The 25,966-nt window shown below is 41.3% G+C and carries 23 protein-coding genes and 1 tRNA gene; 19 read left to right on the top strand and 5 right to left on the bottom strand.

What is annotated here, in order from left to right; translation table 11 throughout:
• Window positions 1–139 precede the first annotated feature (139 nt).
• The 10 genes from cmk (at window position 140) to N480_RS18170 (ending at window position 9,780) form a co-directional block, all read left to right on the top strand.
• Window positions 140–847 carry a (d)CMP kinase gene (cmk, locus tag N480_RS18210; RefSeq protein ID WP_063373858.1) on the top strand — a complete coding sequence of 236 codons (708 nt, stop codon included), beginning with the start codon at window positions 140–142 and terminating at the stop codon, window positions 845–847.
• A gap of 97 nt (window positions 848–944) precedes the next feature.
• The gene (gene rpsA, locus N480_RS18205) at window positions 945–2,612 is read left to right on the top strand and encodes a 30S ribosomal protein S1 (protein ID WP_063373857.1); all 1,668 of its coding nucleotides are present in this window, start codon (window positions 945–947) and stop codon (window positions 2,610–2,612) included.
• Between the two features lie 60 nt (window positions 2,613–2,672).
• Window positions 2,673–2,963, top strand: coding sequence for an integration host factor subunit beta (gene ihfB / locus N480_RS18200; RefSeq protein WP_063357208.1), 291 nt, complete (start codon window positions 2,673–2,675; stop codon window positions 2,961–2,963).
• Between the two features lie 48 nt (window positions 2,964–3,011).
• The gene (locus N480_RS25810) at window positions 3,012–3,248 is read left to right on the top strand and encodes a LapA family protein (RefSeq protein ID WP_331245805.1); all 237 of its coding nucleotides are present in this window, start codon (window positions 3,012–3,014) and stop codon (window positions 3,246–3,248) included.
• Window positions 3,245–4,381 (top strand): lipopolysaccharide assembly protein LapB, encoded by a 1,137-nt coding sequence (locus tag N480_RS18190; RefSeq protein ID WP_063373856.1) that lies wholly within the window; start codon window positions 3,245–3,247, stop codon window positions 4,379–4,381. The genes N480_RS25810 and N480_RS18190 overlap by 4 nt, the downstream gene beginning before the upstream one ends.
• Window positions 4,382–4,418: 37 nt before the next feature.
• A complete protein-coding gene (pyrF, locus tag N480_RS18185; RefSeq protein ID WP_063373855.1) occupies window positions 4,419–5,123 on the top strand; it encodes an orotidine-5'-phosphate decarboxylase in 705 nt (234 codons plus the stop codon).
• 154 nt (window positions 5,124–5,277) lie between these two features.
• Complete coding sequence (locus N480_RS18180; protein WP_063373854.1) at window positions 5,278–6,600, top strand: DASH family cryptochrome; 1,323 nt, start codon at window positions 5,278–5,280, stop codon at window positions 6,598–6,600.
• Window positions 6,554–8,053 carry a deoxyribodipyrimidine photo-lyase gene (locus N480_RS18175; protein WP_331245802.1) on the top strand — a complete coding sequence of 500 codons (1,500 nt, stop codon included), beginning with the start codon at window positions 6,554–6,556 and terminating at the stop codon, window positions 8,051–8,053. Before N480_RS18180 ends, N480_RS18175 begins: the two co-directional genes overlap by 47 nt.
• 5 nt (window positions 8,054–8,058) lie before the next feature.
• The gene (locus N480_RS25045; RefSeq protein WP_081225611.1) at window positions 8,059–8,205 is read left to right on the top strand and encodes a DUF2256 domain-containing protein; all 147 of its coding nucleotides are present in this window, start codon (window positions 8,059–8,061) and stop codon (window positions 8,203–8,205) included.
• 3 nt (window positions 8,206–8,208) lie between these two features.
• Complete coding sequence (locus tag N480_RS18170) at window positions 8,209–9,780, top strand: cryptochrome/photolyase family protein (RefSeq protein ID WP_063373852.1); 1,572 nt, start codon at window positions 8,209–8,211, stop codon at window positions 9,778–9,780.
• On the opposite strand, the gene N480_RS18165 is transcribed toward N480_RS18170, so the two are convergent.
• From N480_RS18165 to N480_RS18155, 3 genes are all read right to left on the bottom strand, one after another.
• On the bottom strand, window positions 9,781–10,980 hold the full coding sequence (locus N480_RS18165) for a hypothetical protein (protein WP_063373851.1): 1,200 nt from the start codon (window positions 10,978–10,980) through the stop codon (window positions 9,781–9,783).
• 88 nt (window positions 10,981–11,068) lie between these two features.
• Window positions 11,069–12,673 carry a trypsin-like serine protease gene (locus N480_RS18160; protein WP_063373850.1) on the bottom strand — a complete coding sequence of 535 codons (1,605 nt, stop codon included), beginning with the start codon at window positions 12,671–12,673 and terminating at the stop codon, window positions 11,069–11,071.
• 293 nt (window positions 12,674–12,966) lie between these two features.
• Window positions 12,967–15,225 carry a TonB-dependent siderophore receptor gene (locus N480_RS18155; RefSeq protein WP_063373849.1) on the bottom strand — a complete coding sequence of 753 codons (2,259 nt, stop codon included), beginning with the start codon at window positions 15,223–15,225 and terminating at the stop codon, window positions 12,967–12,969.
• 534 nt (window positions 15,226–15,759) lie between these two features.
• Between N480_RS18155 and N480_RS18150 the strand changes: the two genes are divergently transcribed.
• The 4 genes from N480_RS18150 to N480_RS18135 all read left to right on the top strand — a co-directional run bounded on the left by N480_RS18150 (window position 15,760) and on the right by N480_RS18135 (window position 17,453).
• Window positions 15,760–16,131 carry a hypothetical protein gene (locus tag N480_RS18150; RefSeq protein ID WP_063373848.1) on the top strand — a complete coding sequence of 124 codons (372 nt, stop codon included), beginning with the start codon at window positions 15,760–15,762 and terminating at the stop codon, window positions 16,129–16,131.
• Window positions 16,132–16,219: 88 nt separating this feature from the next.
• Window positions 16,220–16,310, top strand: a tRNA-Ser gene (locus tag N480_RS18145).
• A 50-nt stretch (window positions 16,311–16,360) separates the two neighbouring features.
• Entirely contained in the window at window positions 16,361–16,729 is a 369-nt protein-coding gene (locus tag N480_RS18140; RefSeq protein WP_063373847.1) for a hypothetical protein, read from the top strand.
• A 106-nt stretch (window positions 16,730–16,835) separates the two neighbouring features.
• Window positions 16,836–17,453: an FKBP-type peptidyl-prolyl cis-trans isomerase gene (locus tag N480_RS18135; RefSeq protein WP_063373846.1), complete on the top strand. Its 618-nt coding sequence runs from the start codon at window positions 16,836–16,838 to the stop codon at window positions 17,451–17,453.
• Window positions 17,454–17,516: 63 nt separating this feature from the next.
• Here the strand turns inward: N480_RS18135 and N480_RS18130 are convergent, their stop codons facing one another.
• Entirely contained in the window at window positions 17,517–19,934 is a 2,418-nt protein-coding gene (locus tag N480_RS18130) for a methyl-accepting chemotaxis protein (protein WP_063373845.1), read from the bottom strand.
• 196 nt (window positions 19,935–20,130) lie between these two features.
• Here N480_RS18130 and N480_RS18125 point away from each other — a divergent pair, with 196 nt between their 5' ends.
• The 5 genes from N480_RS18125 to N480_RS18105 all read left to right on the top strand — a co-directional run bounded on the left by N480_RS18125 (window position 20,131) and on the right by N480_RS18105 (window position 24,341).
• Entirely contained in the window at window positions 20,131–21,123 is a 993-nt protein-coding gene (locus N480_RS18125) for a cytochrome-c peroxidase (RefSeq protein ID WP_063373844.1), read from the top strand.
• Between the two features lie 9 nt (window positions 21,124–21,132).
• On the top strand, window positions 21,133–21,741 hold the full coding sequence (locus N480_RS18120; RefSeq protein WP_063373843.1) for a hypothetical protein: 609 nt from the start codon (window positions 21,133–21,135) through the stop codon (window positions 21,739–21,741).
• 9 nt (window positions 21,742–21,750) lie between these two features.
• Entirely contained in the window at window positions 21,751–22,335 is a 585-nt protein-coding gene (locus tag N480_RS18115; protein ID WP_081231918.1) for a cytochrome P460 family protein, read from the top strand.
• A 327-nt stretch (window positions 22,336–22,662) separates the two neighbouring features.
• Window positions 22,663–23,079, top strand: coding sequence for a globin family protein (locus N480_RS18110; RefSeq protein ID WP_063373841.1), 417 nt, complete (start codon window positions 22,663–22,665; stop codon window positions 23,077–23,079).
• Window positions 23,080–23,252: 173 nt separating this feature from the next.
• Window positions 23,253–24,341: a glycoside hydrolase family 18 protein gene (locus N480_RS18105; RefSeq protein WP_231102284.1), complete on the top strand. Its 1,089-nt coding sequence runs from the start codon at window positions 23,253–23,255 to the stop codon at window positions 24,339–24,341.
• A 220-nt stretch (window positions 24,342–24,561) separates the two neighbouring features.
• On the opposite strand, the gene asnS is transcribed toward N480_RS18105, so the two are convergent.
• Window positions 24,562–25,959: an asparagine--tRNA ligase gene (gene asnS, locus N480_RS18100; protein ID WP_063373840.1), complete on the bottom strand. Its 1,398-nt coding sequence runs from the start codon at window positions 25,957–25,959 to the stop codon at window positions 24,562–24,564.
• Window positions 25,960–25,966 lie beyond the last annotated feature (7 nt).

Genomic DNA, 25,966 nt, shown 5'->3' with positions numbered 1-25,966 from the left:
TGCACCCGCACACCTATTACCTGAAAAGTAGACAAATTTATCAACAGAACAAAAAGTTACATGTTGATAAGGATCTATTCATCAAACTTGCGTATAATAGGCGCCGATTTATATAAGGTGTGCATTTCAGGAGGTATTAATGCAGGCTGCAATGCCCGTAATCACCGTAGACGGCCCAAGCGGATCTGGCAAAGGGACTGTATGTCGTTTGTTGGCTGAGAAACTAAATTGGGATGTTTTAGATAGTGGCGCAATATACCGTGTGCTGTCTATTGCTGTTTTACATCATCAAATTGCTTTAGATAACGAAGAAGCATTAGTGCCACTTGCGGCAAACCTTGATGTTCAATTTATGATTGATAGTGAGACTAAAAAATCTAAAATTGTACTCGAAGGGGAAGATGTAACTAATACAATTCGCAATGAAGAAGTCGGTGCTACAGCATCAAAAATAGCGATGCTCCCTCGTGTTAGAGAAGCGCTTTTAAGAAGACAAAGAGCTTTTAGCACCGAAAATGGCTTAATCGCAGATGGCCGCGATATGGGCACTATTGTGTTCCCTTCAGCCGAGCTAAAGATTTATCTGACGGCAAGTGCGGAAGAACGTGCTAACAGACGCTTTAATGAGTTGAAGGATAAGGGCCTTGATGTTACACTAGAGGGCCTTTTAGAAGATATCAAAGCGCGTGATGATAGAGATATGAATCGCCCTGTTGCACCTTTGGTGCCAGCAGACGATGCCATTCATATTGATACTACGTTGCTTGACGCTGATGCGGTATTCCAACAAGTGTTAAAGCTCGTTGACGAGGCTGTGTTAGCAGGAAAACTTCCAAAAGTTAGCTAATTTATTTCATAGCACTGGCAGGGCTGCTGGTGTTTTTTTAACTACCCCATGCAGCATGGTTGCTTATTGGTACATTTATATATGAGACGTATTTAGTATGTCAGAAAATTTTGCGCAGTTATTTGAAGAAAGCCTAAAGGGTTTTGAAGCAGAGCAAGGCTCTATCGTTAAAGGTACAGTTATCTCTATCGAGAACAACATTGTTCTTGTTGATGCTGGCCTTAAGTCTGAAAGTGCAATCCCTGCAGAGCAATTCAAAAATGCTGCTGGTGAACTAGAAGTTGCTGTTGGCGACGAAGTAGACGTAGCACTAGATGCAATCGAAGACGGTTTCGGTGAAACTATCCTTTCTCGTGAGAAAGCGAAGCGTCACGAAGCTTGGATCCGTCTTGAGAAAGCTTGTGAAGAGCAAGAGACTGTTATCGGTATTATCAACGGTAAAGTTAAAGGCGGTTTCACTGTTGAAGTTGATTCAATCCGTGCTTTCCTACCTGGTTCACTTGTTGATGTTCGTCCTGTACGTGACACTGCTCACCTTGAAGGTAAAGAGCTTGAGTTCAAAGTAATCAAGCTTGACCAGAAGCGTAACAACGTTGTTGTTTCTCGTCGTGCAGTTATCGAGTCTGAAAACTCTCAAGAGCGTGAAGAACTACTTGCTAACCTTGTTGAAGGTCAAGAAGTTAAAGGTATCGTTAAGAACCTTACAGACTACGGTGCATTCGTAGATCTAGGTGGTGTTGACGGTCTACTTCACATCACTGACATGGCTTGGAAGCGTGTTAAGCACCCATCTGAGATCGTAAATGTTGGTGACGAAATCGCTGTTAAAGTACTTAAGTTCGACAAAGAGAAGACACGTGTTTCTCTAGGTCTTAAGCAACTTGGCGAAGATCCTTGGGCAGCAATCGCTGGTCGTTACCCAGAAGGCGCTAAGCTTACTGGTCGCGTAACTAACCTAACTGACTACGGTTGTTTCGTTGAGATCGAAGAAGGCGTTGAAGGTCTAGTTCACGTTTCAGAAATGGACTGGACTAACAAGAACATCCACCCTTCAAAAGTTGTTTCACTAGGTGATACTGTTGAAGTTATGGTTCTTGAAATCGACGAAGAACGTCGTCGTATTTCTCTAGGTCTTAAGCAGTGTAAAGCTAACCCTTGGCAGGAATTTGCTCGTCTACAGAACAAAGGCGATCAAGTTACTGGTAAGATCAAGTCTATCACTGACTTCGGTATCTTCATCGGTCTTGAAGGCGGCATCGACGGCCTTGTACACCTTTCTGATATCTCTTGGAACACTCCAGGCGAAGAAGCTGTACGCGAGTACAAGAAAGGCGACGAGATCACTGCAATCGTTCTTCAGGTTGACCCAGAGCGTGAGCGTATCTCACTAGGCGTTAAGCAAATCGAAGCTGATCCTTTCAATAACTACCTAGACGCAAACAAAAAAGGTGCTATTGTTAAAGGTAAAGTGACTGAAGTTGACGCGAAAGGCGCAACTGTAGAGCTAGCTGAAGGCGTTGAAGGTTACATCCGTGTAGCTGACATTGCTCAAGAGCGCGTAGAAGATGCAACTTCTGTTGTTTCTGAAGGTGACGAACTAGAAGCTAAATTTGTAGGTGTTGACCGTAAGAACCGTGCGATCAGCCTATCAGTTAAAGCTATCTTCGAAGCTGAAGAGAAAGAAGCGCTAGAGAAGCTTAAGAAAGAAGAGCCTGCATTCGAAAATGCAATGGCTGCAGCTTTCAAAAATGCTCAGAAAGACTAATTTTTAAAGTCTAAACAAGAAGGGCACTTTTGCCCTTCTTTTTTACCTTAAGGAAACGTTATGACAAAGTCTGAATTAATAGAAAAACTTGCTGAACAGCATGCGCATGTTCCTGTTAAAGATGTAGAAAATGCAGTAAAAGAAGTTTTAGAACAAATGGCAGGTTCGCTGTCTGGCTCAGATAGAATTGAAATCCGTGGCTTTGGCAGTTTCTCTCTACATTACCGTTCACCTAGAACAGGTCGTAACCCTAAAACTGGTGAAACAGTAGAGTTAGACGGTAAATATGTACCACACTTCAAGCCTGGTAAAGAGTTAAGAGATCGCGTTAACGCTAGTATTGAAGGCTAATTGGAGAAACCTAGTTTGGTTCGAGTTGTAAAAAAAGGACTGTTGTTAGTGTTGCTGTTGGTGGCTTTTGTTGTTGGTACACAAAATCCAAACCTTGTAGAGGTCAACTTTATTGTTGCAAGTGCTGAAATGCCGTTGGCGACACTATTAAGCTTATGTCTTTTTACTGGTATTTTGGTAGGACTTTTGATTAACCTTTTATCTTTGGTAAGGCTTAAACAAAAAAATCGTCAATTACATAAGGCAAACAACTTACTACTGACTAAAAATCAAAACCAGTCATGATAGAGCTTTTGTTCTTGTTGCTTCCTGTTGCTGCGGCTTACGGCTATGTAATGGGTAAAAATAGTGCTAAGAATTTAGCGCATGAGCAAAATAGAAAAATCACATCAGAATATAGTAAGGGACTAAAGTTTCTTCTCGATCGTGAAGAAGATCAAGGTCTTGAACACTTAATTCAGCTGCTAGAAGTTTCAGCTGACTCCGTTGAACACTATTTGACACTCGCTACTCTGTTTAGAAAGAGAGGGGAGTTGGATAGAGCAATTAAAATCCATGAACTATTAATTGAACAACCGAATCTTGATACCGAGTTGGTGAAATCTTGCCGACTTGAATTGGCGCAGGATTATGTGATGGCCGGATTGTTAGACAGTGCAGAGTTAAACCTCGTCGTATTGATTAAAGCCGGTTTTGAAGATGCAAGAGAGCCAATTATTCAGTTGTACTCTCAAACAAGGGATTGGGAGAAAGGCATTAATATGTATGAAGCCTACTCCGACTTGTTTATAGATAAAAATAGTTGCTCTGCTATTGCGAATTTTTATTGTGAGTCTGCGTTGGAGTCAAACGATATTTTGTTGTTGGACAAAGCAACCAAGTTAAATCATCAAGCAATTAGACCACTGTATGAGCTAGGGTTAGATGCTTTTAACCGTCAAGACAATGTTAAAGCAATTTACTATTGGCGAAAACTACTCTCAGAATATCCTCAAATAGCACCTCTAATAATCAATGACCTACAAACTTGTTATAAATCCCTCAATATCGCATTGGAATATTATGAGTTAATTGAAGAGCTGCTACCAAATAGTGGTGTCACGATTAAAATTAAACACTGCCAAGGTTTGATTGAGGCCGGTAAAACTGCGACAGCAATAGAGTTTCTAACAGATAGCTTAAAGAGAGAGCCATCTATTAGAGGCTTTAGTTACTTACTGCAATTGTTAAGTACTAAAAACGCAAAAATACAGGACGTGCTGGGTGAGATTGATCACCTGGTAACTTCGTATATCGCGACAAAACCTGACTACCAATGCCATAAATGTGGCTTTACTAGCCATAAACTATACTGGTTGTGCCCATCTTGCAAAACATGGGAGTCAGTCGTTCCAAATCGTGGTTTAGATGGATACTAGATTTTCTTGATTCTTTTTGAATAAAAGTAAGGTAATTATGTCAAACATTGAACTAAAAAAAGTGCTAATTGCGTTGGACTATGATGACGAAAGTGCGGCATTAGAATTTGTTTCTCAACTGTCTCCGAATGAGTGTCGTCTTAAAGTTGGCAAAGAAATGTTTACCTACTTTGGGCCTCAATTCGTTAAAAAACTTGTCGATCTTGGGTTTGATGTATTTCTAGACCTTAAATTCCACGATATTCCGAACACGGTAGCAAAAGCGGTAACAGCGGCTGCTGAATTAGGTGTATGGATGGTGAATGTGCATGCTAGTGGCGGAACAGAAATGATGTCAAAGGCGAAAGAAGCCTTAGCACAGTACGGTGACAAAGCGCCTCTTTTGATTGCAGTGACTGTTCTGACAAGTATGGATCAAGCACAATTAAGTAAGCTGGGTGTAGAGAAAACACCGCAAGAACAAGTTTTGTATTTGGCTAAACTTGCAAAAGAGTCTGGTTTAGACGGCGTGGTTTGCTCTGCACAAGAAGCAGAATCTTTAAAAGCAGAGCTGGGTGATGCGTTTAAGTTAATTACACCGGGCATAAGACCTGCTGGCAGTGATGCTGGAGACCAGAAACGTATTATGACCCCAGAAAAAGCAATTGCAGCTGGGAGTGATTATTTAGTTATTGGTCGCCCAATAACTAAAGCAGACGATCCTGCGCAGGCACTCAGAGCTATCAACTCAAGCATTGCTTAATTGTCATTTCAATTCATGCCAATGTATAAACACATACATTGGCATTCAAAATCTAAACACGCCTTTCTAATTTTTATCTATCGCTAATCTAAATACTTACTTCCTACGTATTGAGCATTGTTTAATAGCGTTATCGAATGGGTATTAAGACACGATGAAAACAGCTCTCTATTGGTTCACGGAAGATCTGCGTATCAATGACAATATTACGTTAAATGCTACATTGTACGCATGTGACAAGATATTGTTTGTTTTTGTTTTAGATGAAAGCTTACTAAAACCGACTAACTACAATCACGCACAGCTAGGTGTGAGTAAATTACGGTTTATAAAAGAGTCCTTGCTGGACCTATCAGAGCAGTTGCAGCAGCTTGGTTACGAGTTACTTGTTTTACGTGGTGATACAAAGGCTGTTTTAAAAAAACTGGTAAGCACTTTTGATGTTGACGTAATTGGTTGCCAATACTCAAGCGGGTTACAAGAGAGGCAAAGCCTATCAAGCTTAAAAGCGCAGCTGCCTGAAGTACGTTTTATATGCCAAAACAATAATCTACTGTTTGGTAGCAAACAAATTGAAAGTAATGCGCTGAGCGGGTCGTTTTCTAAGTTTCGTAAGAAAACTGCGCATACTTTGGTGTATGAGCCAGTTGACAGTGCGCTCTCTGATACGCTTCCTATGCCAATAAATAGCAGTGCGGTTAGTCTTGAGCAGTGGGACTTGAACGAAGAAACAAGTGGATTGCAACACAAAGCTGCCTTTCGAGGAGGCGAATTGCAAGCGCATTGTTTGATAGAAAGATATTTTCAATCAAATGCAGCTTTACGATATAAAGAAACGCGTAATGAGTTAGACGGTTACGACAACTCCACCAAGTTTAGCCCATACCTAGCGTCGGGCAACATATCTCCCAGGCAAATAGTCGCGCGTTTAAAACGTTTCGAACAAATACACGGTGCTAATGACTCAACATATTGGATATTTTTTGAGTTATTGTGGAGAGAGTTTTTTCACCATAAAGCGATGATGAAAGGGAGCAAGTTGTTCGAGTTTTCTGGGGAGGTGGGTAAGCGCCCTCTGACCACGTACTATCCGCAGCGATTTTTAAGCTGGTGTCATGGAGAAACTTACTACCCATTGGTAAATGCATTAATGAGAGAGTTAAACGCGACGGGATTTATGTCGAACCGTGGCCGGCAAATAGTAGCCAGCTGTTTAGTCAATGAACTGCAAATAGATTGGAGATATGGCGCTGCATATTTCCAACAACAGCTCATAGATCATGATGTCGCCTCCAATTGGGGGAATTGGCAATACATTGCGGGGGTGGGTGATGACCCAAGAGGGGGAAGACACTTTAATATCGACAAGCAAACAGCAATGTACGACCCAGAAGGAGAGTTCGTTCGCAAGTGGTTAATCAATAACCCTAGTGTTAATATGGAAGTCGATATGGTCGACTGGCCTCAAGAGGTTTAATGTCGTGCCCGTAAATATTGTCTGGTTGAAAAGAGATCTTAGATTGACTGATCACCAAGCATTATTTAGCGCCGTGCAACATGAGGAACCCGTTCTCCTTTTCTATTGTTTTGAACCTATTGCCCTACGTGACAAGCACTCATCAATGCGACACTTTCAGTTTATCGCACAGTCGTTGCTTGATATTAAGTCGAGGTTGCCTGATGGTGCGCTTTATTGTGCATATGGAGAGTGCTTGGCAGTATTAGAGCAAATTCAAACATCTGTGGGCATTAATAAGGTTTTTAGTCATCAAGAAATTGGCCTTTCGTATACATTTGAGCGAGACAAACAGGTTGCAACATGGTGTGAGTCAAAAGGTATTGTCTGGCATGAGTTCCCACAAGGTGCTGTAGTTAGGGGGCTTCGCGCTAGAACCAATTGGGACAAAAATTGGCAAAAAACGATGCGTGATTCAGTACTTGATGTGGATATCCAACAAGTGAATTTTTTCAATGAAACGCATAGATTTAATAATCATGTCGGTTTGGATTTTTTTATTCGCGTACAAACAAATAGCGTGTTTCAAACAGGAGGGGAAGGGATTGGGCGACAGGTTTTAACGTCTTTTTTTGAAAATAGGGGTAAGGAATATGCGTATTCTCTGTCGAGTCCAGAAAAGGCTGTAGAGCATTGCTCTCGGCTTTCAACCTATCTCGCTTGGGGAAATTTGAGTCTACGGCAAGTCTATCAAGAAGTACTCAAAAACTGGAAAAAGCCATATTGGCGTAAAACACTTATTGCTTTTACTTCAAGGCTCCACTGGCATTGCCATTTTATTCAAAAATTTGAAAGTGAGTGTGACATGGAGTTCAGATGTGTCAATCGAGCTTATGAAAATATGCCTAGAGTCACAGGGAAAGCAGAGCATGAGAGGCTTGAAGCATGGAAAAGCGGTAATACTGGGGTCCCAATGGTTGATGCCTGTATGAGAAGCTTGATAGCAACTGGTTACCTAAATTTTCGTATGCGCGCGATGCTAGTGAGTTTCTTGTGTCATCATTTAGAGCTGGATTGGCGCGCGGGGGTTGCCCATTTGGCGAGGTTATTTCTAGATTTTGAACCTGGGATACATTACAGCCAATTTCAAATGCAAGCAGGTGTTACTGGCATCAATACAATTCGAATCTATAACCCTGTAAAACAAGGCGAGGACAAAGACCCTGATGGCCACTTCGTTAAAAAGTGGGTTCCTGAGCTATCGGACATACCTGCGCCGCTGGTACACAGCCCGTGGACGCTGACTGAGATGGAGCAGATGATGTATGGCATTGAACTTGGCGTCGATTACCCCTTACCAGTTGTGGATCTAAAAGAGAGCTATTCAAAAGCCCAAACATTACTTTGGCAGTGGAAAAAGCGTGATGATGTAATCAGCGAGGCAAAGCGCGTGCTTGCAATTCATGTTAGGTAATTGCGATGCATAAAAAGCTTAAACTACCGACAAAAATATGTGTTTGTTGTCAAAGGCCGTTTTCATGGAGAAAAAAGTGGCAAAGAGATTGGGAAAACGTGAAATATTGTTCTAAGCGTTGTGCAGGGAACAGTAAAAAAGGGGCAAACTAGAAAATGGCAGATGAGTATAAAACGCTTAGGCTTATCTTAGGCGACCAGTTGAATGCCAGTCATTCTTGGTACGCAAGTAAAAATGAAGACACACTTTATGTAATCGCTGAGTTGTATCAAGAGACGAGTTATGTAAAGCACCATGTTCAAAAGGTGTGTGCGTTTTTTGCAGCGATGCAGGCATTCAGTCAAGCGTTGATGAAAGCTGGACATAAGGTTTCTTATTTGACTTTGGATGATACAAAGGGTTACACGCAGCTGCCTGAGTTACTCAATAGTCTAATCGAGAAGCATAACGTAGCGTTATTTGAATATCAGTTACCAGACGAATATAGGCTTCGCTCTCAATTAAGTGAATTTCGAAACAAACTCAATATTGACTGCAATGCATATGAAACTGAACATTTTTACCTGTCAGATAGTGAGTTGGGCAACTATTTTAAAGCGGGTAAAAAGCATCGATTAGAGGCGTTTTATAGAAAAATGCGCACTAGGTTTAATGTTTTGATGGAGGGCGAACGTCCCCTTGGCGGTGAGTGGAACTTTGATAGTAAAAACCGCAATAAGTTGAAGCAAAAAGATTTGTCAGAAGTGCCAGAGCCGCTTGTGTTTGCGAATGATGTAAGTGAGATAAAAGAAAGGCTCGAGCGGCACAATGTTAGTACTTTTGGCACATATCACGAACAGCTTTTATGGCCTATTAATAGAGTACAAGCAAGAGAGTTAGTTTTGGCATTTTGTAAAACTCAGTTGTCGAAGTTCGGCTTTTTTCAAGATGCGATGACATGTAACGCTGACGATATGTACACAAAAAAGCAATGGAGTTTGTATCATTCTCGGCTTTCTTTTGCATTAAATAGCAAGATCATCAGTCCAGCCTATGTCGTGGAGACAGTCATTGGTTATTATTATGACCATACTGATGAAGTCGATATCGCACAAATTGAGGGGTTTGTTCGCCAGATTATCGGTTGGCGGGAGTTTGTGCGGGGCATCTATTGGGTAAACATGCCAGAGTATGGTCAGTTAAATACGTTAGGGGCTGAACGTGAATTACCGGATTGGTTCTGGACCGGTGAGACAAAAATGAACTGTCAAAAACACGCTATTCGGCAATCCTTAGATTACGCCTACGCTCATCATATTCAAAGGCTTATGGTGACAGGTAACTTTTGTTTGATAGCTGGTATCGACCCGAGGCAAGTCGATGACTGGTATTTAGGAGTGTACATTGATGCCATTGAATGGGTGGAAATGCCCAATACGAGAGGTATGAGCCAGTTTGCTGATGGCGGTATTGTAGGTTCTAAAGCGTATGCTGCGAGTGGTAACTACATCAACAAAATGAGTGATTACTGCAGTTCGTGTCACTATGACATTAAATCCGTTGATAGCCAAAATGCGTGCCCTATGAATTCTATGTATTGGCATTTTATGACAAGGCATGAAGCAGCGTTTTCTAAAAATCCTCGCAATAAGATGATCTATTCAAGCTGGAACAAAAAGCTGCCAGAGCAAAGAGAGAAAACTCTCTCGAGGGCAATGACTTATCTAAATTCTTTGGCAGATTTGTGATCACTGGTGCTCAAAGTAAATTCTGTACGTACTTGACCAAATCGGAAAATCGACATGGGTCGCGTAACAGATAAAATCTTGAGCATCTGTATTACTCACGTCTAATAAATATTGTAGTTTTTTCATTTGGCTTTGTTCCAATTTGCTGTGTGCAAAGTTATTTTCTAGCGAGGTGACGTTTAAGTTTGGAAACTCTGGAAAGCGTTCGGTCCACATGTCACTGGCTCTAAGTTTACCTTCCTCAACCTTTTGATTGTTGTGATAGCAACCAATGTTCACGGTACTACAACGATCAATCTGCTTTTCAAGTAGAACTAACATAGTAAGCTTCTTAACAGGGTTTTTAATGGAGAGGCTTGTAGAGCTGCAAGGACTATTTTGGTTCAATGGGTTGACCACTTCATCTGGGTTATTAAATACAAATGTGACATTGCAATCATGTGTTGGAAGCGGGTCGAACACGAGGCCAGAATTACTAGGGGAGTAGGTACTAAATGATTCTAAAAACCCGTTTGTCGAATATTCTTTAGAAACGCCAAGCGTAAACGCCTGTGACTCGAGTTTACTGTCACGGGTAATGTTTGTTGGCGATTCAAAGTTTTCAGGGTGGGGGTGAGTATAAAATTGGACAAATGGTACTGCGCCGGCCTCTCGTTTAATCCCAGATTTACTAATCAATGCAGTTTCTTGCAAAAAATTCGGGTCGCTCTTATTTTGACGCAAAATGTAAATACAAAATACCTCGTCGACGCTGAACTTTAAAAGCGTTTTGGCTGCATAATAAAGCTGTGCTTTTTTATCCTGTTCCTGAGGGTGCGCACGAGGGGTTTTTATTTCGTCAGAGATTAAGCGCTTTAATTGCGCATGACTTTTCGCATGCTGTTTAAGGTACTGAGCAAACAGATGAACAACTTGTCTTAATTGGCTTATTAATGACGGTGGTAAGTGAGGGGCTAGCTTTTCGATTAGAAGCGATAAAGCTTGCGTTCCAGGTAGTTCAATCAGAACGTCAAGCCCGTTGCTAGCTTTACATGCAGCAAAAAACCGTTGGCTATTAGAACGGTTGTAGTCCAGTAATCTTGAAAACCCTCCGATGGTGCTAGCTTGTTCACAGAGGCTAGAACGCACTGCGATAAATGTTTTTTGGATCCTTTCACCTAGTCGCGTCAGCTCAGTTTTGTCTTCTTGATTCAGTCCCATATACCAAAAGTGCTATCTTCTTAATTTACCTTAGGTTACATGGGACTGATGGGATTGAAAAGTCCTCAATCGCTAATTTGTACTCATATTAGTTACAAGTGCCGAGTTTTTTCCACGGCCCCCATTGGCCGGACTCAGAAGGGTTTTCACCCTGAACCCACCAATTAGCCTCATAGATATTTCCAGCATGTGCGACTCGATCACCTTTTAAATACACTGCTGTCGCTGACCATGTAGGTAACCCATTACAGCCCGTAGAACCATCCCGCACCGAAACCGTCTTGCTAATTGTATCTGATTGGCCATCTCTGTTACTGACACGCAGCTCAATTGTATATTGGCCAGCTTGTGCGTAAGTATGGGTCGGTGAATTCTCAGTGCTAGATTTACCGTCTCCAAAATTCCAGCTGGAGCCTGTGCTACCCGTACTGTTGTTTTGTAATGAGACACTTAACCCGTTAGTGGATACCGCAAAGTCTGCTTTTATATCTGAGGAGCCATCACAGTCTCTACCTTTTCGCCAAACATTGCTATACAGGTCTGGCTGAGCACCTTGTGACCACCAAATTGCCTCGTATACAGTGCCATTGAATGACACTTTTTCACCAGGTGCATAACTCTTTTGAGCGTCCCAGCTAGGCGCACAATCTGGTGGCGTGCCGATGTTGACAACTTTTGACGTGCTACTTGTTTGGTTTTTAGTATCCGTAACAGTAAGTGTGACATTGAAGTTACCAGCTGTAGCATAATCGAAGCTTGGGTTTTGAGCTGATGATGTCGCGTTACCTTGACCAAAATTCCACTGATACTGAGTGATACCCTTGTCATCCGTAGATTGGTTAGTGAAATTAGCGACTGTGCCACTGACTGAATAAGTGAAGTTAGCGACAGGCGGGTTGTCAGTAGGGTTGTCGCCTATCCCTGTTTTTTGCTTGATCCAATCTAGGTAACTGGTGGTACGTGTAAATGCAGTTGCACCTTGACATGCGATGCCCCAACTGACGGTACCGATACTATAGAAGTCATTACCGACTCTCACTGCATATGGACCACCACTGTCGCCGTTACATGCTGAACGGCCACCTTCGCCACCACCACACACGACGGAGCCTGGAATAGAAAAGTTAAGCAGTGAACTACAACTACTATTGCTGATCACAGGAAGCTCCGCTTCTCTTAATACATCGCTAGGTCGTCCACGATTTGAAGTGAGGCCCCAGCCCGAAACAGTGACATAATTACCAACGTTAGCGTATTGGGATTCTATTGCAGTGGTAGGCAGTTTAGCCGGTGTATACTGATTGGGTGCAGGTGACGCCAGTTTTAGTAACGCAATATCGTAACCCGAACGGATCCCATTTGCGCCACGCCAACGCTCATGATTGATAATCTGAGATACACGCAGTGTCTGCCCGTCACCACGACTGATAGAATGTGCGCCAACACGGACCGTAAGACTGGCGGTAGATGCACTATCTAGGCAGTGTGCCGCGGTCAATACCCAGTCTGGACTAATGAGTGTACCACCGCAACCTTGTCTACCATTCATTAGTAGTGCGACTTGATATGGTCTTGAATATGCTGGGGTTTCAATCCCGCCGACGACACTTGGCGTCACGTCGGTGTTGCTGCTTGCAAAAGCGCAAGAGCTTATCGCCGTAAGCGCAGATAGTATTATTTTAACCTTTTTCATGATGTATCTTTCCTTTATTAGCTCGAAAATGAGCAGGTATACAAATAATCTGAGATACGGTTGGGATTCAATAGTTGGGTGAAAAATAAACACTGGTAAGATGAGGTGATTTTCAGCTCAGCGCTGAGCTATATAATTGTTCCAAAAGAATATTGTTGTAACATAATATTTACAGTTGTATCTGATTTAGAAAGAAGAAAATATCTGTCCAAAATGTGTAGGGAGGTGTGACTTGGCTTTGAAGTAAGCGAGTCATAAAATAAACTCGCTTTACATTTTGATTCTTATTTTATTTAAAAGCTATATCTTGCAGAAAGTTTCCAGTTGCGAGGCTCGCCCCATGTTACGGACCCACTCCACGGTGCGATATCATTGTGATAGCTTTTATCAAATACATTATCAACGTTTAGCGAAACGCTTAATGAGTCTGTCACATCGTACCTAGCCATTAAATTGAATAAGGTAATAGAACCATGATCACGGCGTTCACGACCTTGGATGTTAGGCCTGCCACTTTCAACCCAGTAGCCATCTTTCCAGTTCATACCAAAACCAACAGTCAACCCTTCGACAAAGTCTGACGGTTGGTATGTTGTATATAGGTTGAATAGCTGTTTAGGAATATCAGAGTTTAGTTGCTCACCATCTTGATCTTCTGTTTTAGCATAAGAGTAACCTGTATAAACATTAAACCCTGGCGATACTTCTCCACTGAGTTCCAATTCAAGGCCACGGGTTGTTCCAGTATCAACCACGATTGTTGGGTTTATACGGGTGCCTTCAAATCTGAAGCGACGGTCAAAAGCAGGGTCGTCTATTGCTTCGTTCATTTTGTTGGATTCGAAGATTGCAAAAGAAAAGTTGAGTAAGCCTATTTCAGCTTTCAGTCCTGCTTCAAGGCTGTCGCCAATAATCGGACCATGAAGCTTCATGTTTTTGTCATATTCTAGCTGGGGTTCAAATGCATCGGAGTAGCTTGCATACACACTATACTCATCATTAATATCATAAATTATGCCGGCATAAGGTGTGGTTTCTGTCTCTACTTGCTTTACAGTGTGCTCGCGTACATCTACGCCATTTTGTTCTTCGTTCTGGCCAAACTCTTTATATTCCCAGTCGGTTCTTCTTGCACCGATAATGGTCTTTAGGTTGTCAGTAAGAGATAGTCGAGTTGCAAAGTAAATACCACTGCTGACATGAGTTTCGAGCCTATTTGGGTGAGTATCATTAAATGGGTAATGAGGAATGTCACCAGTCCATGTGAAGTAATTTATTTTATCAATATCACCAATTTGAACTTCTTCTTGATTATGCTCATTACCAATGTATGTTCTTTCGCGGTCAAAGCTGTTGTAGCCAACAATGAGGTCATGTTCTTGCCCAAGAAACTCGAAGTTGCCTTGTAAGTTGACGTCAAAAGTTCTTTGAACATCTTTAGAGCTACTAATTACGGCACTCATGCCAAAACCATCATCAGTAAATCCATCTTGATTATAATAGCCATTCTCATAAAGGAAGAAGAGCTTACCACCTTCCATATCTATGGTGTTGTATGTGGCGATTGAGTTTAATTGCCAGCCATTGTCGAAGCCGTGGCTGAGCGATGCGAAGTAGGTATTTTCTTCCAGTGGCCAACTACTATTTTTAGCAGTTAATCCCGTGTCGCTTCTTTTAGGGTTGAATAGACTGCCGTCTGCATAGTAATAGGGCGCTGCGTGAGAATTAATAACACCACGAGACGCTGTATCGGCATACTCATAACCAACACGAATGAGTGTTGTGTCAGTTAGATCACCTTCAGCCGTTGCATAAATAGACGTTTTTTCTTGTCCATATCTATCGACAAATGAGTCTCTGTCGTAATGTGCCGCTGCTATTCTGCCTCGGATGCTACCGTCATGACTTAACGGCGTGGAGATATCTAACTCAACTCGATCATTATTCCAACGACCCGTCATCACACCAATGTGGCCTTTTAGTTCCTTACTCACAGCACGCTTTCGCACCAAATTAATTGTGGCTGTAGGGGAGCCGACGCCCGTCATTAAACCATTTGCACCACGCAAAATTTCAACACGCTCGTAGGCAATAGAGTCGCCGTTAATGTCGGCTCTTCGACCACCAGGAAACTGTTGAACGCCATCAATTTGAATAAGATTGACATTGTCACCACGAACAATAAATTGCGTACGGTCGTGACTACGGCCACTATTGGCATAAACACCAGTCGTGTGTTGTAACACATCTTTAATATTGATTGATTTCCAATCTTCTAATTGTTGTTGAGTAATAACGGATACCGATTGCGGCGTTTCCTTTAGTGATAAAATCATCTTAGTTGCAGATTTAGTTGCAGCGTCTGAATAGTTACCGACTGTTGAAGCCGTCACATAGATACGCTCAATCTCATTAGCAGATTGAACCTCGTCTGAGGCCAACTCGGCAAAGGAATGTGTACTCGCGAGCACTGTTGATAATGCGATAGAAATCGGCCCTAGGCGAAGAGAGGGACGTTTTTTAAGAGAAGTTCGAAGTTTTGAATTGTCCATAAAACCCTATTCCAGAAGAACAAAAAAAGCTGCAATAAACAGCGCAATCGATGTCAGTTATTCAATAGATTGAAGTTAGAGTAATTGTACCAATCTGGGGTCGCAACTGATAATGGTTTGCATTATCGTTATAGGTAGTTCAAAGTCAAGACATATTGAGAAGAGAAAAAGTAATAATTGGTATATATTAAGTTTTTAATAATTATAAGCTTTTTTAATTAAACTTTGTGTTTCTAGCGTCGTCTAAAATAAACACTTATAACAAAACCAAATTATTGATGCTTGGAATATGCGTTTTGCATTTATTTGCACTTAGGCTAAATGCTGGTTTATTTTTACTTTAAGCAACTAAAATTAGCCGCGTGAGAGGGTGTGCTCGTCGGTTTTATTTCGGTTAAATACTGAGTGTCTTGAAGGCCCGTCACAAGTATTTTAAGTCAATGGTTGTTTTTTGAACTCTCTTTGTTAGTCTTGTAATGCTACTTTATATAGTACCTAATTTATTACCTAACTATAATTATAAGAAGACAAGCTATGGGAGATCTCTTTCTAAAGCAGCGTGAAAAATGGTGGGTTTGGATCGTATGGGGAGTTATAGGGTTATTATCAAGCAAGCTATTGTTATCATTATTAGACAATACGTGGTTGGTTTTGTTGGCGCCGATCACCATTTTGATAATTTTGACTGCTTGGATGAACTTTAACCGTCGATTTGATTTCATCAGAGCGCTGAAGATATTGATGTTGGTAGGGACCATATCTTTGATACCGCTTTTTGAACAGCGATGGAACAGCTGGGATCAGATGATACATATTGCTGTAGAGTCTGGTACTTTACTCATTTCTTTACTGACAATTAGCATCTTGTTTGCTTTGCTGGCCAAACGGCCAAAGCAGTATTATTGAGTATATATGTGGTGCAATAACAATTGCGAAATAGTCAAAAAAATACTTTACATAAGTATTATTAGCAATTATTATGCGCGCCAACAACGGAGAGATGGCTGAGTGGTTGAAAGCACCGGTCTTGAAAACCGGCATACGTTAATAGCGTATCTAGGGTTCAAATCCCTATCTCTCCGCCACCTCATTCTCAAAACCGCCTAACGGCGGTTTTTTTCGTTAGGAGAGTTCAATGGCCCAAAATGTTGTTAAACATTGTTCACTATGGATTGTCTTTAGTTTTTTCTATTTGAGCGGATTGCAAATGGCTGTAATCATGTCAATTGACGGTCAAACTGAGCCAACACTATGGCAAACCCTTTTATATACATTTTTGTACAATGTGCTGATAGGGCATTTAGTTACAAAGTATGAAAAGTTATGGCCATTCCTTGCCTCGATTGTGATTTCAGTATTTGGCATCATAGGCTTTGGGGTGTTCTTTGGCGACAAACTCGCAGGATACAGCAATGAGCTGTTAATTGGCCTTGTGCTTTCCCTACCATTTGCAACATTCCTAGTAAATAAACTTAAATCTCGACATCAAGAACAGCAATCTTAATTCTTTTTAACTTATAGGGTATCGTTTTGAACCGCGCCCTATAAGTTATGTTTTCACTGTGCTACACTGCGCGTCCTTTTAAGCTGATAAATAAAGTGAATTTGATATGTCAGATTTATTCAATACGGACGCAGGTAAAGCGAGCTATGGTATCGGTCTACAAATGGGTGAGCAATTAAAAGCTAATCCTTTTGAAGGTCTTGATTTAAACGCAGTATTTGAAGGCATGAAAGATGCTTACACAGGTGGTGAATTCCGCGTTGAGATCCCTGAGATCCAAGCTGCTTTCGAAAAAATTAACAGCGAAATCCAAGCGCGCCGTGAAGAAGAAGCAAAAGTACTAGCCGCAGAAGGTACAGCTTTCTTAGAAGAAAACGCAAAGCGTGCTGAAGTAACTGTGACTGAGTCAGGTTTACAGTACGAAGTAGTTTCTACTGGTGAAGGTGATAAGCCAGCCGCTGATTCTACAGTACGTGTACACTACCACGGTACACTAATCAATGGTACAGTTTTTGATAGCTCATATGACCGCGGTCAGCCAGCTGAATTCCCAGTAAATGGTGTAATCAAAGGTTGGACTGAAGCACTACAGCTTATGACTACAGGCACTAAATTGCGTCTATACATTCCACACGACCTAGCATATGGCGAGCGTGGTGCAGGTGCTTCAATCGCGCCTTACTCAACTCTAATCTTTGATGTTGAGCTTCTAGAAATCCTTTAATTGAAAGCTTGCTTTTAATTAATACTAATACCCAGCAAAGGCTGGGTATTTTTTTGTGGAATTTTACTGATCGAAAAACTCATATAGCTCAGATAGGGCATTTTTTTGATCTGTATCTTTTGCTGAAAACTCTAAGCCGTAGTAGGTGTATTCACTATTTTTATCTTCTTTACGAACGACACGGGCGGTGATTTTCATCGGTGCTTGGTCCATGTACTCTTTGTAGTTCTTTCTAGGTAAATACATCACTAGCATAACCGCAGAGTCAATATCTAGCTCCTGATTTAACTGCTTACTGAGTCTTATTCCGCAACCAACGCAACTAAGCTCTCTAGTAATGGTGGAGTAGTCTTTGTCATCTTGCGATATTTTAATTTTAACCTTAGCTTCGAGTCGATCTGAACGCCTCTTTTCATGTTTTTTCTGAACTAAGCCGTCATCTTCGTCAAAATGGAAGCCATCCATTAAGCTATTTACAAGTTCGGAAGTCTGATACAAGTCTCCGCCAATCATGGACACCATTTGTGCCTTTTCCGCATTTTGCTGAAGTGATGAAAACAGATGTTGAAGCTTTAATTGCATCTCGAGCATTTGATTGCTTTGTTCATCTGAACGGTGTGCAATTTGGTCGTTAGCATCAATAATACTCTCGATGGTTGTTGTCATCGCTCGAAGCGCTTGGCCACTTTCATCTGAGCGGGTTTTACTCACATCTACCTGATGGATAATATCTGTCATCAACCTAATGACATCGCCTACTTTATTAGTTAGTTGGGAGATGACGTTTCTTATTTCATCAGTAGAATTAGCCGTTCTTTGCGCGAGGCTGCGCACCTCGTCTGCTACAACAGCGAAACCACGGCCTTGTTCTCCTGCTCGAGCGGCTTCAATGGCGGCATTGAGCGCGATCAGTGCCGTTTGGTCTGCAACGGTTGATATGGCATCTGTTACCGACTCGATTTCTTCACTGGCTGTTTTCAGCTCCTCAACCCCTGCAGACGCTAATGTAACAACATCGACGGTTTTATTCATTTCATCTAAATTGCTATTAACCGCAGCAATGCCGGTATCAGCTTGTGTTTTTGCTTGTTCGAGGACTGTTTGGCTTTGTTCAATTGCTTGCCCAGATTCTACTAGTAAGTCCATAAAGGATTCAATGACCCGCATAACCTCTGAATAACTGGAGTTTTCGTTCTTGGCAACGGTAGAGATTTCGGTAGCAATCGCGGCGACTTGATGCGCTGAGTGACCAACTTGTCTTGATTGTCTCCGAACAGTAGAAATAGTGGAAGAGAGCGAAAGAGTCATATGATTAAAGCTCTCGGACAGTTGATTAAGCTCGTCGTTTGAGCGAATGACAAAGTAGTCTGTTTGGGTTTTAAAATCTCCAACAGAAATATTTTTGGCGCGTGCAAGCAATGACTGAACACGGTTTTTCAATTTGTTACTAAATACGACGCTTATTGTGCCCGCAATTATGATGGTTAGAATTGAACTGATAGCAAGGACGATGAACATGTTTGAAAGCGCGCTTTGTGTATCATCAATCCCTTGTTTCGTAACATCTGTAACGTGTTGATTCATGGCTTGTAGTTCATCAAAAATCGTCGCCGTTAATGGTTTTATCACTTTTCTTAGGTGGTTATTTGCGAAGTTGGACTCTTCACTGGCTTGCTTTTCAAATGCGCGAATAGTAATTGGTGCGAGCTTTTCCCTTTCTTCGCTGTAAGCATTCCAATACTCTAATTGATCTTCGGTAAATAGGTCTTCATAGTCATCTAATATCGATACAAAAGCGTCGCTATTTTGAAACCAAGCTTGGTCAAAGCCATCGATGTTCTTTTGCTCCCGAGTCAATAAAAAAGCTCTGAGCTCAGAAATCGCGGTCGCAAAGCTAATTTCGGAGTCTACCAATAGTTTGAATAATTCGAACCTATCTTCATCTACGTCCTCTTCTCTTTCTATCTCTATCATTTGTGCTAGAAGCGCAACCATTGATTCTGTTAATGGGATAGCTTCGTTAACCAGCAATTTTACAGCAGGCTCATTATCGAGCGTATTGGCTATGTCAGAGATGACTTTTTGCTCATATTTTAATTGTTGCAAGTGGCCTTTTATGGTGTTGAGCTTTACCTCGTCAAACCCAGTTTCCTTTGCAAACTGCGCAAGTGCTTTAAAGTCACTATCGATATCTCGCCACGCTGTATTTCTCTGAGCGATAGCATTGTTTTTCGCGGTGTCATTACTACCAGTTATGATTTGCTCCTCTAGTGCAATCAGAGAGTCCAAGATATTCATTTTAAGGTCTGAATTAACGTTCACCAATGGAATAGACACAGAGGAAACTTGGGTGAAATTTTGTGCTAGTGTTCCAGTGCTTAAATAAACGAAAAAGTTACTGAATATCCCCAAGGATGTGATTACACCAAAAGCCAAGAGCATTTGCGCAGCGATACCTGGAACAAATCTAGAAATCATCATGTTGTTATGAGTGTCTCAGAGTTTGTATTAGCTATCTTAATTTAAGTTAAGTTTGTTAGTTTACCGAATTTACGAAACTTTTATTAAAATAGGCTAATTTTTTGATTTATTGACAAATATAGTCAATCCTTCGATAAGGTCAAAGTTTAACCATTAAAATTAACGTGTGTAAACAAACTGTTTCGGGGGATGAGTAATGGATTGTAAGAAGTTGGTTTTAGCCGCTTTACCTTTGATATTTTGTACTCAGCTACAAGCCAAAGATATGCCTGTGTTTGGCAATTTAGCGACACCTGATGTTGATGACATCGAGTACATAGATGAAGAAGAGCCATCGGATAGAGAAGTTCAATTAGGCAAAATGCTATTTTTTGATAATAGATTGTCAAAACACCAAAACCAATCTTGTGCAACTTGTCATAACCCAGAATTAGGTTTCAGTGATGGAGTAGCAAAGGGAATAGGAAGCGGCGGAGATATTCTTGGCCGTAATGCGCCACACCTATATAACTTGGCATGGTCTGGGATCTTCTTTTGGGATGGAAGGGCTGGCTCTTTGCAAGAGCAGGCGTTAGGACCGCTAGTCTCAGATGTTGAGATGCAAATGACACCGAAAGATGTCCTACAAAGGCTTGAAAAAGTATCGTTTTATAAAAAAGAATTCAAAGAGCTATACGGTGAGATGACGTTTGAGAATGTTGGTAAAGCAATTGCGGCATTTGAAATGACGATTGTAAGTGATGACTCGGCGTTTGATAAATATCTTGCCGGTCAAAAAGAAGCAATGTCAATGTCTGCGGTCAGAGGTTTGAAATTGTTTGTAGGTAAAGCTCGCTGTGTAAAATGCCATGATGGTGCAAACTTTACAGATGACAGCTTTCACAATATAGGCATTCAAAGTGGCGATGAAGGGCGCTTTGCCATCGACAAAAATAAAGAGTTAATGGGCGCTTTTAAAACCCCGGGGCTAAGAAACATTATCATGAGCGCACCATATATGCACGACGGTTCTCTAGCGAGCCTAGAGGAAGTGGTAGATCATTATGATAAGGGCGCGGTTAATGTCAAAAGCGTGAGTCCATTGATTGTTCCACTTAATCTAAATCCACAAGAAAAAGCAGATTTGATAGCGTTTATGGCAGCGTTGACTGATCCAGTTGTAATTGAAAGACCAATTTTACCGAATTAAGGAGTAGATATGAAAAAGTACGCAATGTTAATGGTGGCGGTTAGTTCAGTATTCTGTGTCGAAGCAGCGACGTTGACTGGTGAGCTTGAGTTTGTGAAAAGACCATCATTTGTAGGGGTTGTGTATGCAAAAGGAGGTGTTGGGCCTCAAAAGGCTGAATTAGATCAATCAAATAAAGTGTTTGATAAAAAAGCTGTAGTCATTGGCCCAAAAGGCGAAATCACTTTTAAAAACTCTGACGAGTTTCAGCACAACATTTTTGCAAATGACCCAAATTCAGGGGTTAAATTTGATGTTGGCTTAATGAATCAAGGGCAAACAACAAAAGTCTCGGCAGATTGGTCTGAAAATACGCTTACACGTATAGGTTGTAAGATACACCCCAAAATGCGTAGTTATATCGCGAATGTGAACTCAGATGCTTATCAAGTGCTGCCATTCAGTAAAAAACAAAAAGTATACCCAATTAAATTGGATGTAGGTTCTCATACTGAATTCGTGTTGCAAATACCTAAATATGACCCTGTGGAGTTGAAGTTGGGCAAGGGGCAAGAGACCAGTGTCGATGTTATGTACAAAGGTAAAAAGCGTGCGACTTTGAAATTGGCTCTTAACTAAGGCTTTTCTATGAAACGTATAATGGCATTACTTTGTATGAGTGCGCTTTTAAATGTGGGAACAGCTGGCGCGGATCCTTTTAAAGTATACCCTTTTAAGATCCCAGAAAAATACCAAGAAGCACTTAAAGACTATCGAACTAGTTGGCATCGTGTAACGGGCTTTGAGCACTCTGGACTTCATTGGCAGCAGTTTATTGTCGTTTTTTTGAATAAAGACGTCAGAGCTTACGAAAATAATTATTTGGAGTACCTTCGATATTACCAAGACTATGATGAAGAAGAAGAGGAAGAAGAATTAGCAGACCCTAAATTTAGAATGTATAAACCGGGTACTATTGTACTCAAAGAAAACTTTTCCTCTCAGTCGGGTGCACCGCATGATGCCTTAACAATTACTATGATGTTAAAAAGGGAAAAGGGCTACTCTGAAGGGTATGGAGATTGGGAGTATGTCCAGTTTGATAAGTTGGGAAATATAATATTGGCAGGTAAGGGGAGTGAGCCCGCTATTAAGCACACTTGCTCAAATTGCCATGCGAGTATTGCAGAAAGAGATTTTATATTCGCTAACTTTTACTCTAAGAAGAAATAGAGCTTGATTGCTGGGTAGTGAGTTTAAATCCAGTGCCCAGCAGTGAGAGTAAATAAGCTGTTTATATACCCTAATCAATCATTATCGACAATGTATTCTTTTGGAAACTAAAAAGTAATAAGTGGATAACTTTTATACTCAATCAAGATGCCAAATCGAGCATAATAATACGATAATGGGTACTGAGTACGATTAAGTTTTTTCACTTTAAATAATCATGTAATTTGCGCTAAGTTGGTAGAATGTTTTTAATTTGGCAATTATTAGCCATGCTGCAATTTTAAGTCTAGAGTATGTTGTATGACCTTATAAAGGTGAGATTCGTGCATGAGTTTATCAGCTAGACAAAAGCAATTGGTCCAGGAGAGCTTTGCAAAGGTTGAGCCTATTGCAGAACAAGCCGCAGAAATATTTTACAACACGCTTTTTCATTACGACCCGTCACTTAAAGCGCTTTTTAAGAATAGTATGAAAAGCCAAGGGCAAAAATTAATGGCCACATTAAAGGTGGCAGTTAAGTCGCTAGATGACCTTGATAGCGTGGTTCCAGTATTACAAAAGTTGGCCGAAAGGCACGTAACCTATGGTGTCAAAGCTTCGCACTTTACGCCAGTTGGCAATGCTTTACTCTATACATTAAAAAAGGGGCTGGGTGAAGACTGGAACCCAGAGCTAAGGCAAGCTTGGATAGAAGTAATACGTTTAGTCGCAACAGTTATGAAGAGTCACGCGTTCAAAAGCTAAATGCTAATTGGTCGTTATTAAGTTAATTAACGCTCTTTATATTTTGTTGCTTTTATTGGTATTAATGACTCTCTTTCTTTAGCTTTATACCTTTACAAAAATTCAATATAAGAAGCTACCTATTCATGTTATTAAAAAAGGGAATTTAATTTCTATACAACATGGAGAAGGTTATGTTTAAAAAAAGTTATTTAGCGGCATTGTCTGCATTGGCTTTGGGGTCAGTCGGTTTAAACGTGCTTGCTGCAGAGTCTTGCCCTAGGGTTGAAGGTTTCTATTCAACTTGGGATTATCCTGCCGGTGGTGAGCTAGACGTCAAAGACCTTGCAACAGATCAATTAACTCATATCATCGTTGCTTTTGCGTACCCTCGCGCAGATGGCTCTTTAGATACTACTGAAGCAGACCGATATATAGATGATATTGTAGAACACGCTCATGCAAACAACACCGGTGTAATGATCTCAGTTGGTGGAGCGGGGGTTGATTTTTTATCTATGGACGCTGCTGCAAGAAGTCGACTTGTTGACAATTTAGTTGCTTATGCTGAATTACATAAATTGGATGGTATTGATGTAGATTGGGAGGATTGGAGCACATACAACCAACCTAACCCAGTTGAAAGTGGTTATTTATTAAATTTGGTAAAAGAGCTTAGAGAAAAATTACCACAAAACCTAGAGGTTTCTGTTGATGTTCAAGCTGGTGGCTGGTCAGGCATCAATTTCCATAAGGACTTGGATGACCATGCCGATATAATTCGCTTTATGGCATATGACTACACAGGTGGGTGGGGTGGTTCACCCAAAAATCACCACGCGGCTTGGGAATATATTCATGGTGGTTTGGTAAATCCACACGAATGGAGCCAAAGCATGATCACTAAGTACGACGTATCTAAAACCAGTTTAGGCATACCTTTTTACAACAAATCCTTCCCTTTGGTTAGTGGGCCAGTTAAAACGCTTACTGCCCGAGAAATTGTTGAAACCATGGTACAAGGAGAAGACGTAGACTACAATCAAGGTGTGTATGAGCTTGATAATTATGTGCATTTTTGGGAAACGCCAGAGCTCCTAAAAACTAAAACAGATTTCGTTTCTGAGAATGGTTATCCAGGTATTTTTATTTGGGAATTACATCAAGATTCACGCGATGATGGCTATAAGTTATTAGATGTAATTGCTAGTGAATTGCCTAAGTGTCAACCGTGTGCAGCCAAGTGGCACCTTATCCTAGTGTATATAGCACAGGTGACGTAGTGAGCTTTGAGGGTAAAAACTGGCGCGTAAATGGTGGGCCTTTACATAGTGTAGCCCCACAAACGCTAGGGCATGCTCATAGATACACTGAGCTGGGCAGGTGCCAAAATTATGTTGTAAGTGGCAGTCTCTAACAGTGAACTTGTAAGACAAAGCGAAAACAAATAGCAACAAAAAAGCCCCATTAAGAGGGGCTTTTATATTTTAAATTACTATAAAATTAGTAAGTTGCGCTGCCTTTCGTACGAGGGAATGCGATAACGTCACGAACGTTACCCATACCTGTTACGTATGCGACTAGACGCTCAAATCCAAGACCAAAGCCAGAGTGAGGAACCGTACCATATTTACGAAGGTCTCTATACCAGCTGTAATCTTCTTTGTTCAAGCCCATTTCTTCCAAACGTGCGTCCAATACGTCCAAACGTTCTTCACGCTGAGAACCACCGATGATTTCACCAATGCCTGGCGCAACAACATCCATTGCCGCTACAGTTTTGCCATCTTCATTTTGACGCATGTAGAATGCTTTAATATCACGAGGGTAGTTCTTAATAACTACCGGCGCTTTAAAGTGCTCCTCAGCAAGGTAACGTTCGTGTTCAGATTGAAGGTCAACGCCCCATTCAACGTCAAATTCAAACTTTTTGCCAGACGCTTTTAGGATGTCAATTGCATCTGTGTAGTCAACTTGAGCAAAGTCTTTGTCTACAAAGCTCTCTAGTCTTGAGATAGCTTCTTTGTTGATACGCTGTGCAAAAAACTCCATGTCGTCGCGGCGCTCTTCAAGTACGGCTTTGAACACATACTTAAGCATGTTTTCAGCCAGACCTGCGATATCATCTAAGTCAGCAAATGCAACTTCAGGTTCTACCATCCAGAATTCAGCTAAGTGACGAGAAGTGTTCGAGTTCTCAGCACGGAATGTCGGGCCGAAAGTATAGATTTTAGACATTGCACTTGCATATGTCTCACCGTTCAACTGACCAGATACGGTTAAGAACGCTTCTTTTCCAAAAAAGTCTTCGTTGTAATCTACATCGCCTTTGTCAGTACGAGGTAGGTTATTCATATCAAGTGTTGATACACGGAACATTTCACCCGCACCTTCACAATCACTTGCTGTGATGATTGGTGTACTGATCCACATATAACCTTGTTCATGGAAAAATCTGTGAATTGCTTGCGATAAACAGTTACGAACACGAGTAACTGCACCGATCACGTTTGTACGTGGACGCAGATGAGCATGCTCACGTAAATACTCAATAGAGTGACGCTTTGCTGCCATTGGGTATGAATCAGGATTTTCTACCCAGCCAAGTACTTCAACTGAGTTAGCTTGAAGCTCATAGCTTTGGCCTTTGCCCTGTGACTCCACGAGGATACCAGTTACAGCTACTGAACAACCAGCAGTAAGACGAGTGACTTCTTCATAATTATTGAGCGAATTAGGTACTACTGCTTGAATAGGGTCAAAACAAGAACCGTCGTGGACGGCAAGAAATGAAATACCCGCTTTTGAATCGCGTCGTGTACGGATCCAGCCTTTAATCGTAACTTGGCTATCTACCGCAACGGTGCCTGCTAGTAGCTCCGTTATCGCTATGTGGCTCATCTTTACT

Origin of the sequence: Pseudoalteromonas luteoviolacea S2607 (assembly GCF_001625575.1) — a bacterium.
In the GTDB taxonomy this organism is placed as follows: Bacteria; Pseudomonadota; Gammaproteobacteria; order Enterobacterales; family Alteromonadaceae; genus Pseudoalteromonas; species Pseudoalteromonas luteoviolacea_E.
The sequence above is the reverse complement of the archived record's forward strand: the minus strand, read 5'-3'. Positions and strand labels throughout refer to the sequence as shown.

What these genes read in the sequence shown, in the direction of transcription:
- N480_RS18130 (WP_063373845.1), bottom strand. Translation starts at nt 19,934, where the DNA reads ATGATGATTTCTAGATTTGTTCCAGGTATCGCTGCGCAAATGCTCTTG.
- N480_RS18135 (WP_063373846.1), top strand. Translation starts at nt 16,836, where the DNA reads ATGTCAGATTTATTCAATACGGACGCAGGTAAAGCGAGCTATGGTATC.
- cmk (WP_063373858.1), top strand. Translation starts at nt 140, where the DNA reads ATGCAGGCTGCAATGCCCGTAATCACCGTAGACGGCCCAAGCGGATCT.
- N480_RS25045 (WP_081225611.1), top strand. Translation starts at nt 8,059, where the DNA reads ATGCATAAAAAGCTTAAACTACCGACAAAAATATGTGTTTGTTGTCAA.
- N480_RS18110 (WP_063373841.1), top strand. Translation starts at nt 22,663, where the DNA reads ATGAGTTTATCAGCTAGACAAAAGCAATTGGTCCAGGAGAGCTTTGCA.
- pyrF (WP_063373855.1), top strand. Translation starts at nt 4,419, where the DNA reads ATGTCAAACATTGAACTAAAAAAAGTGCTAATTGCGTTGGACTATGAT.
- asnS (WP_063373840.1), bottom strand. Translation starts at nt 25,959, where the DNA reads ATGAGCCACATAGCGATAACGGAGCTACTAGCAGGCACCGTTGCGGTA.
- N480_RS18105 (WP_231102284.1), top strand. Translation starts at nt 23,253, where the DNA reads ATGTTTAAAAAAAGTTATTTAGCGGCATTGTCTGCATTGGCTTTGGGG.
- N480_RS18160 (WP_063373850.1), bottom strand. Translation starts at nt 12,673, where the DNA reads ATGAAAAAGGTTAAAATAATACTATCTGCGCTTACGGCGATAAGCTCT.
- N480_RS18170 (WP_063373852.1), top strand. Translation starts at nt 8,209, where the DNA reads ATGGCAGATGAGTATAAAACGCTTAGGCTTATCTTAGGCGACCAGTTG.
- N480_RS18190 (WP_063373856.1), top strand. Translation starts at nt 3,245, where the DNA reads ATGATAGAGCTTTTGTTCTTGTTGCTTCCTGTTGCTGCGGCTTACGGC.
- ihfB (WP_063357208.1), top strand. Translation starts at nt 2,673, where the DNA reads ATGACAAAGTCTGAATTAATAGAAAAACTTGCTGAACAGCATGCGCAT.
- N480_RS18120 (WP_063373843.1), top strand. Translation starts at nt 21,133, where the DNA reads ATGAAAAAGTACGCAATGTTAATGGTGGCGGTTAGTTCAGTATTCTGT.
- rpsA (WP_063373857.1), top strand. Translation starts at nt 945, where the DNA reads ATGTCAGAAAATTTTGCGCAGTTATTTGAAGAAAGCCTAAAGGGTTTT.
- N480_RS18165 (WP_063373851.1), bottom strand. Translation starts at nt 10,980, where the DNA reads ATGGGACTGAATCAAGAAGACAAAACTGAGCTGACGCGACTAGGTGAA.
- N480_RS18180 (WP_063373854.1), top strand. Translation starts at nt 5,278, where the DNA reads ATGAAAACAGCTCTCTATTGGTTCACGGAAGATCTGCGTATCAATGAC.
- N480_RS18125 (WP_063373844.1), top strand. Translation starts at nt 20,131, where the DNA reads ATGGATTGTAAGAAGTTGGTTTTAGCCGCTTTACCTTTGATATTTTGT.
- N480_RS18155 (WP_063373849.1), bottom strand. Translation starts at nt 15,225, where the DNA reads ATGGACAATTCAAAACTTCGAACTTCTCTTAAAAAACGTCCCTCTCTT.
- N480_RS18150 (WP_063373848.1), top strand. Translation starts at nt 15,760, where the DNA reads ATGGGAGATCTCTTTCTAAAGCAGCGTGAAAAATGGTGGGTTTGGATC.
- N480_RS18140 (WP_063373847.1), top strand. Translation starts at nt 16,361, where the DNA reads ATGGCCCAAAATGTTGTTAAACATTGTTCACTATGGATTGTCTTTAGT.
- N480_RS18115 (WP_081231918.1), top strand. Translation starts at nt 21,751, where the DNA reads ATGAAACGTATAATGGCATTACTTTGTATGAGTGCGCTTTTAAATGTG.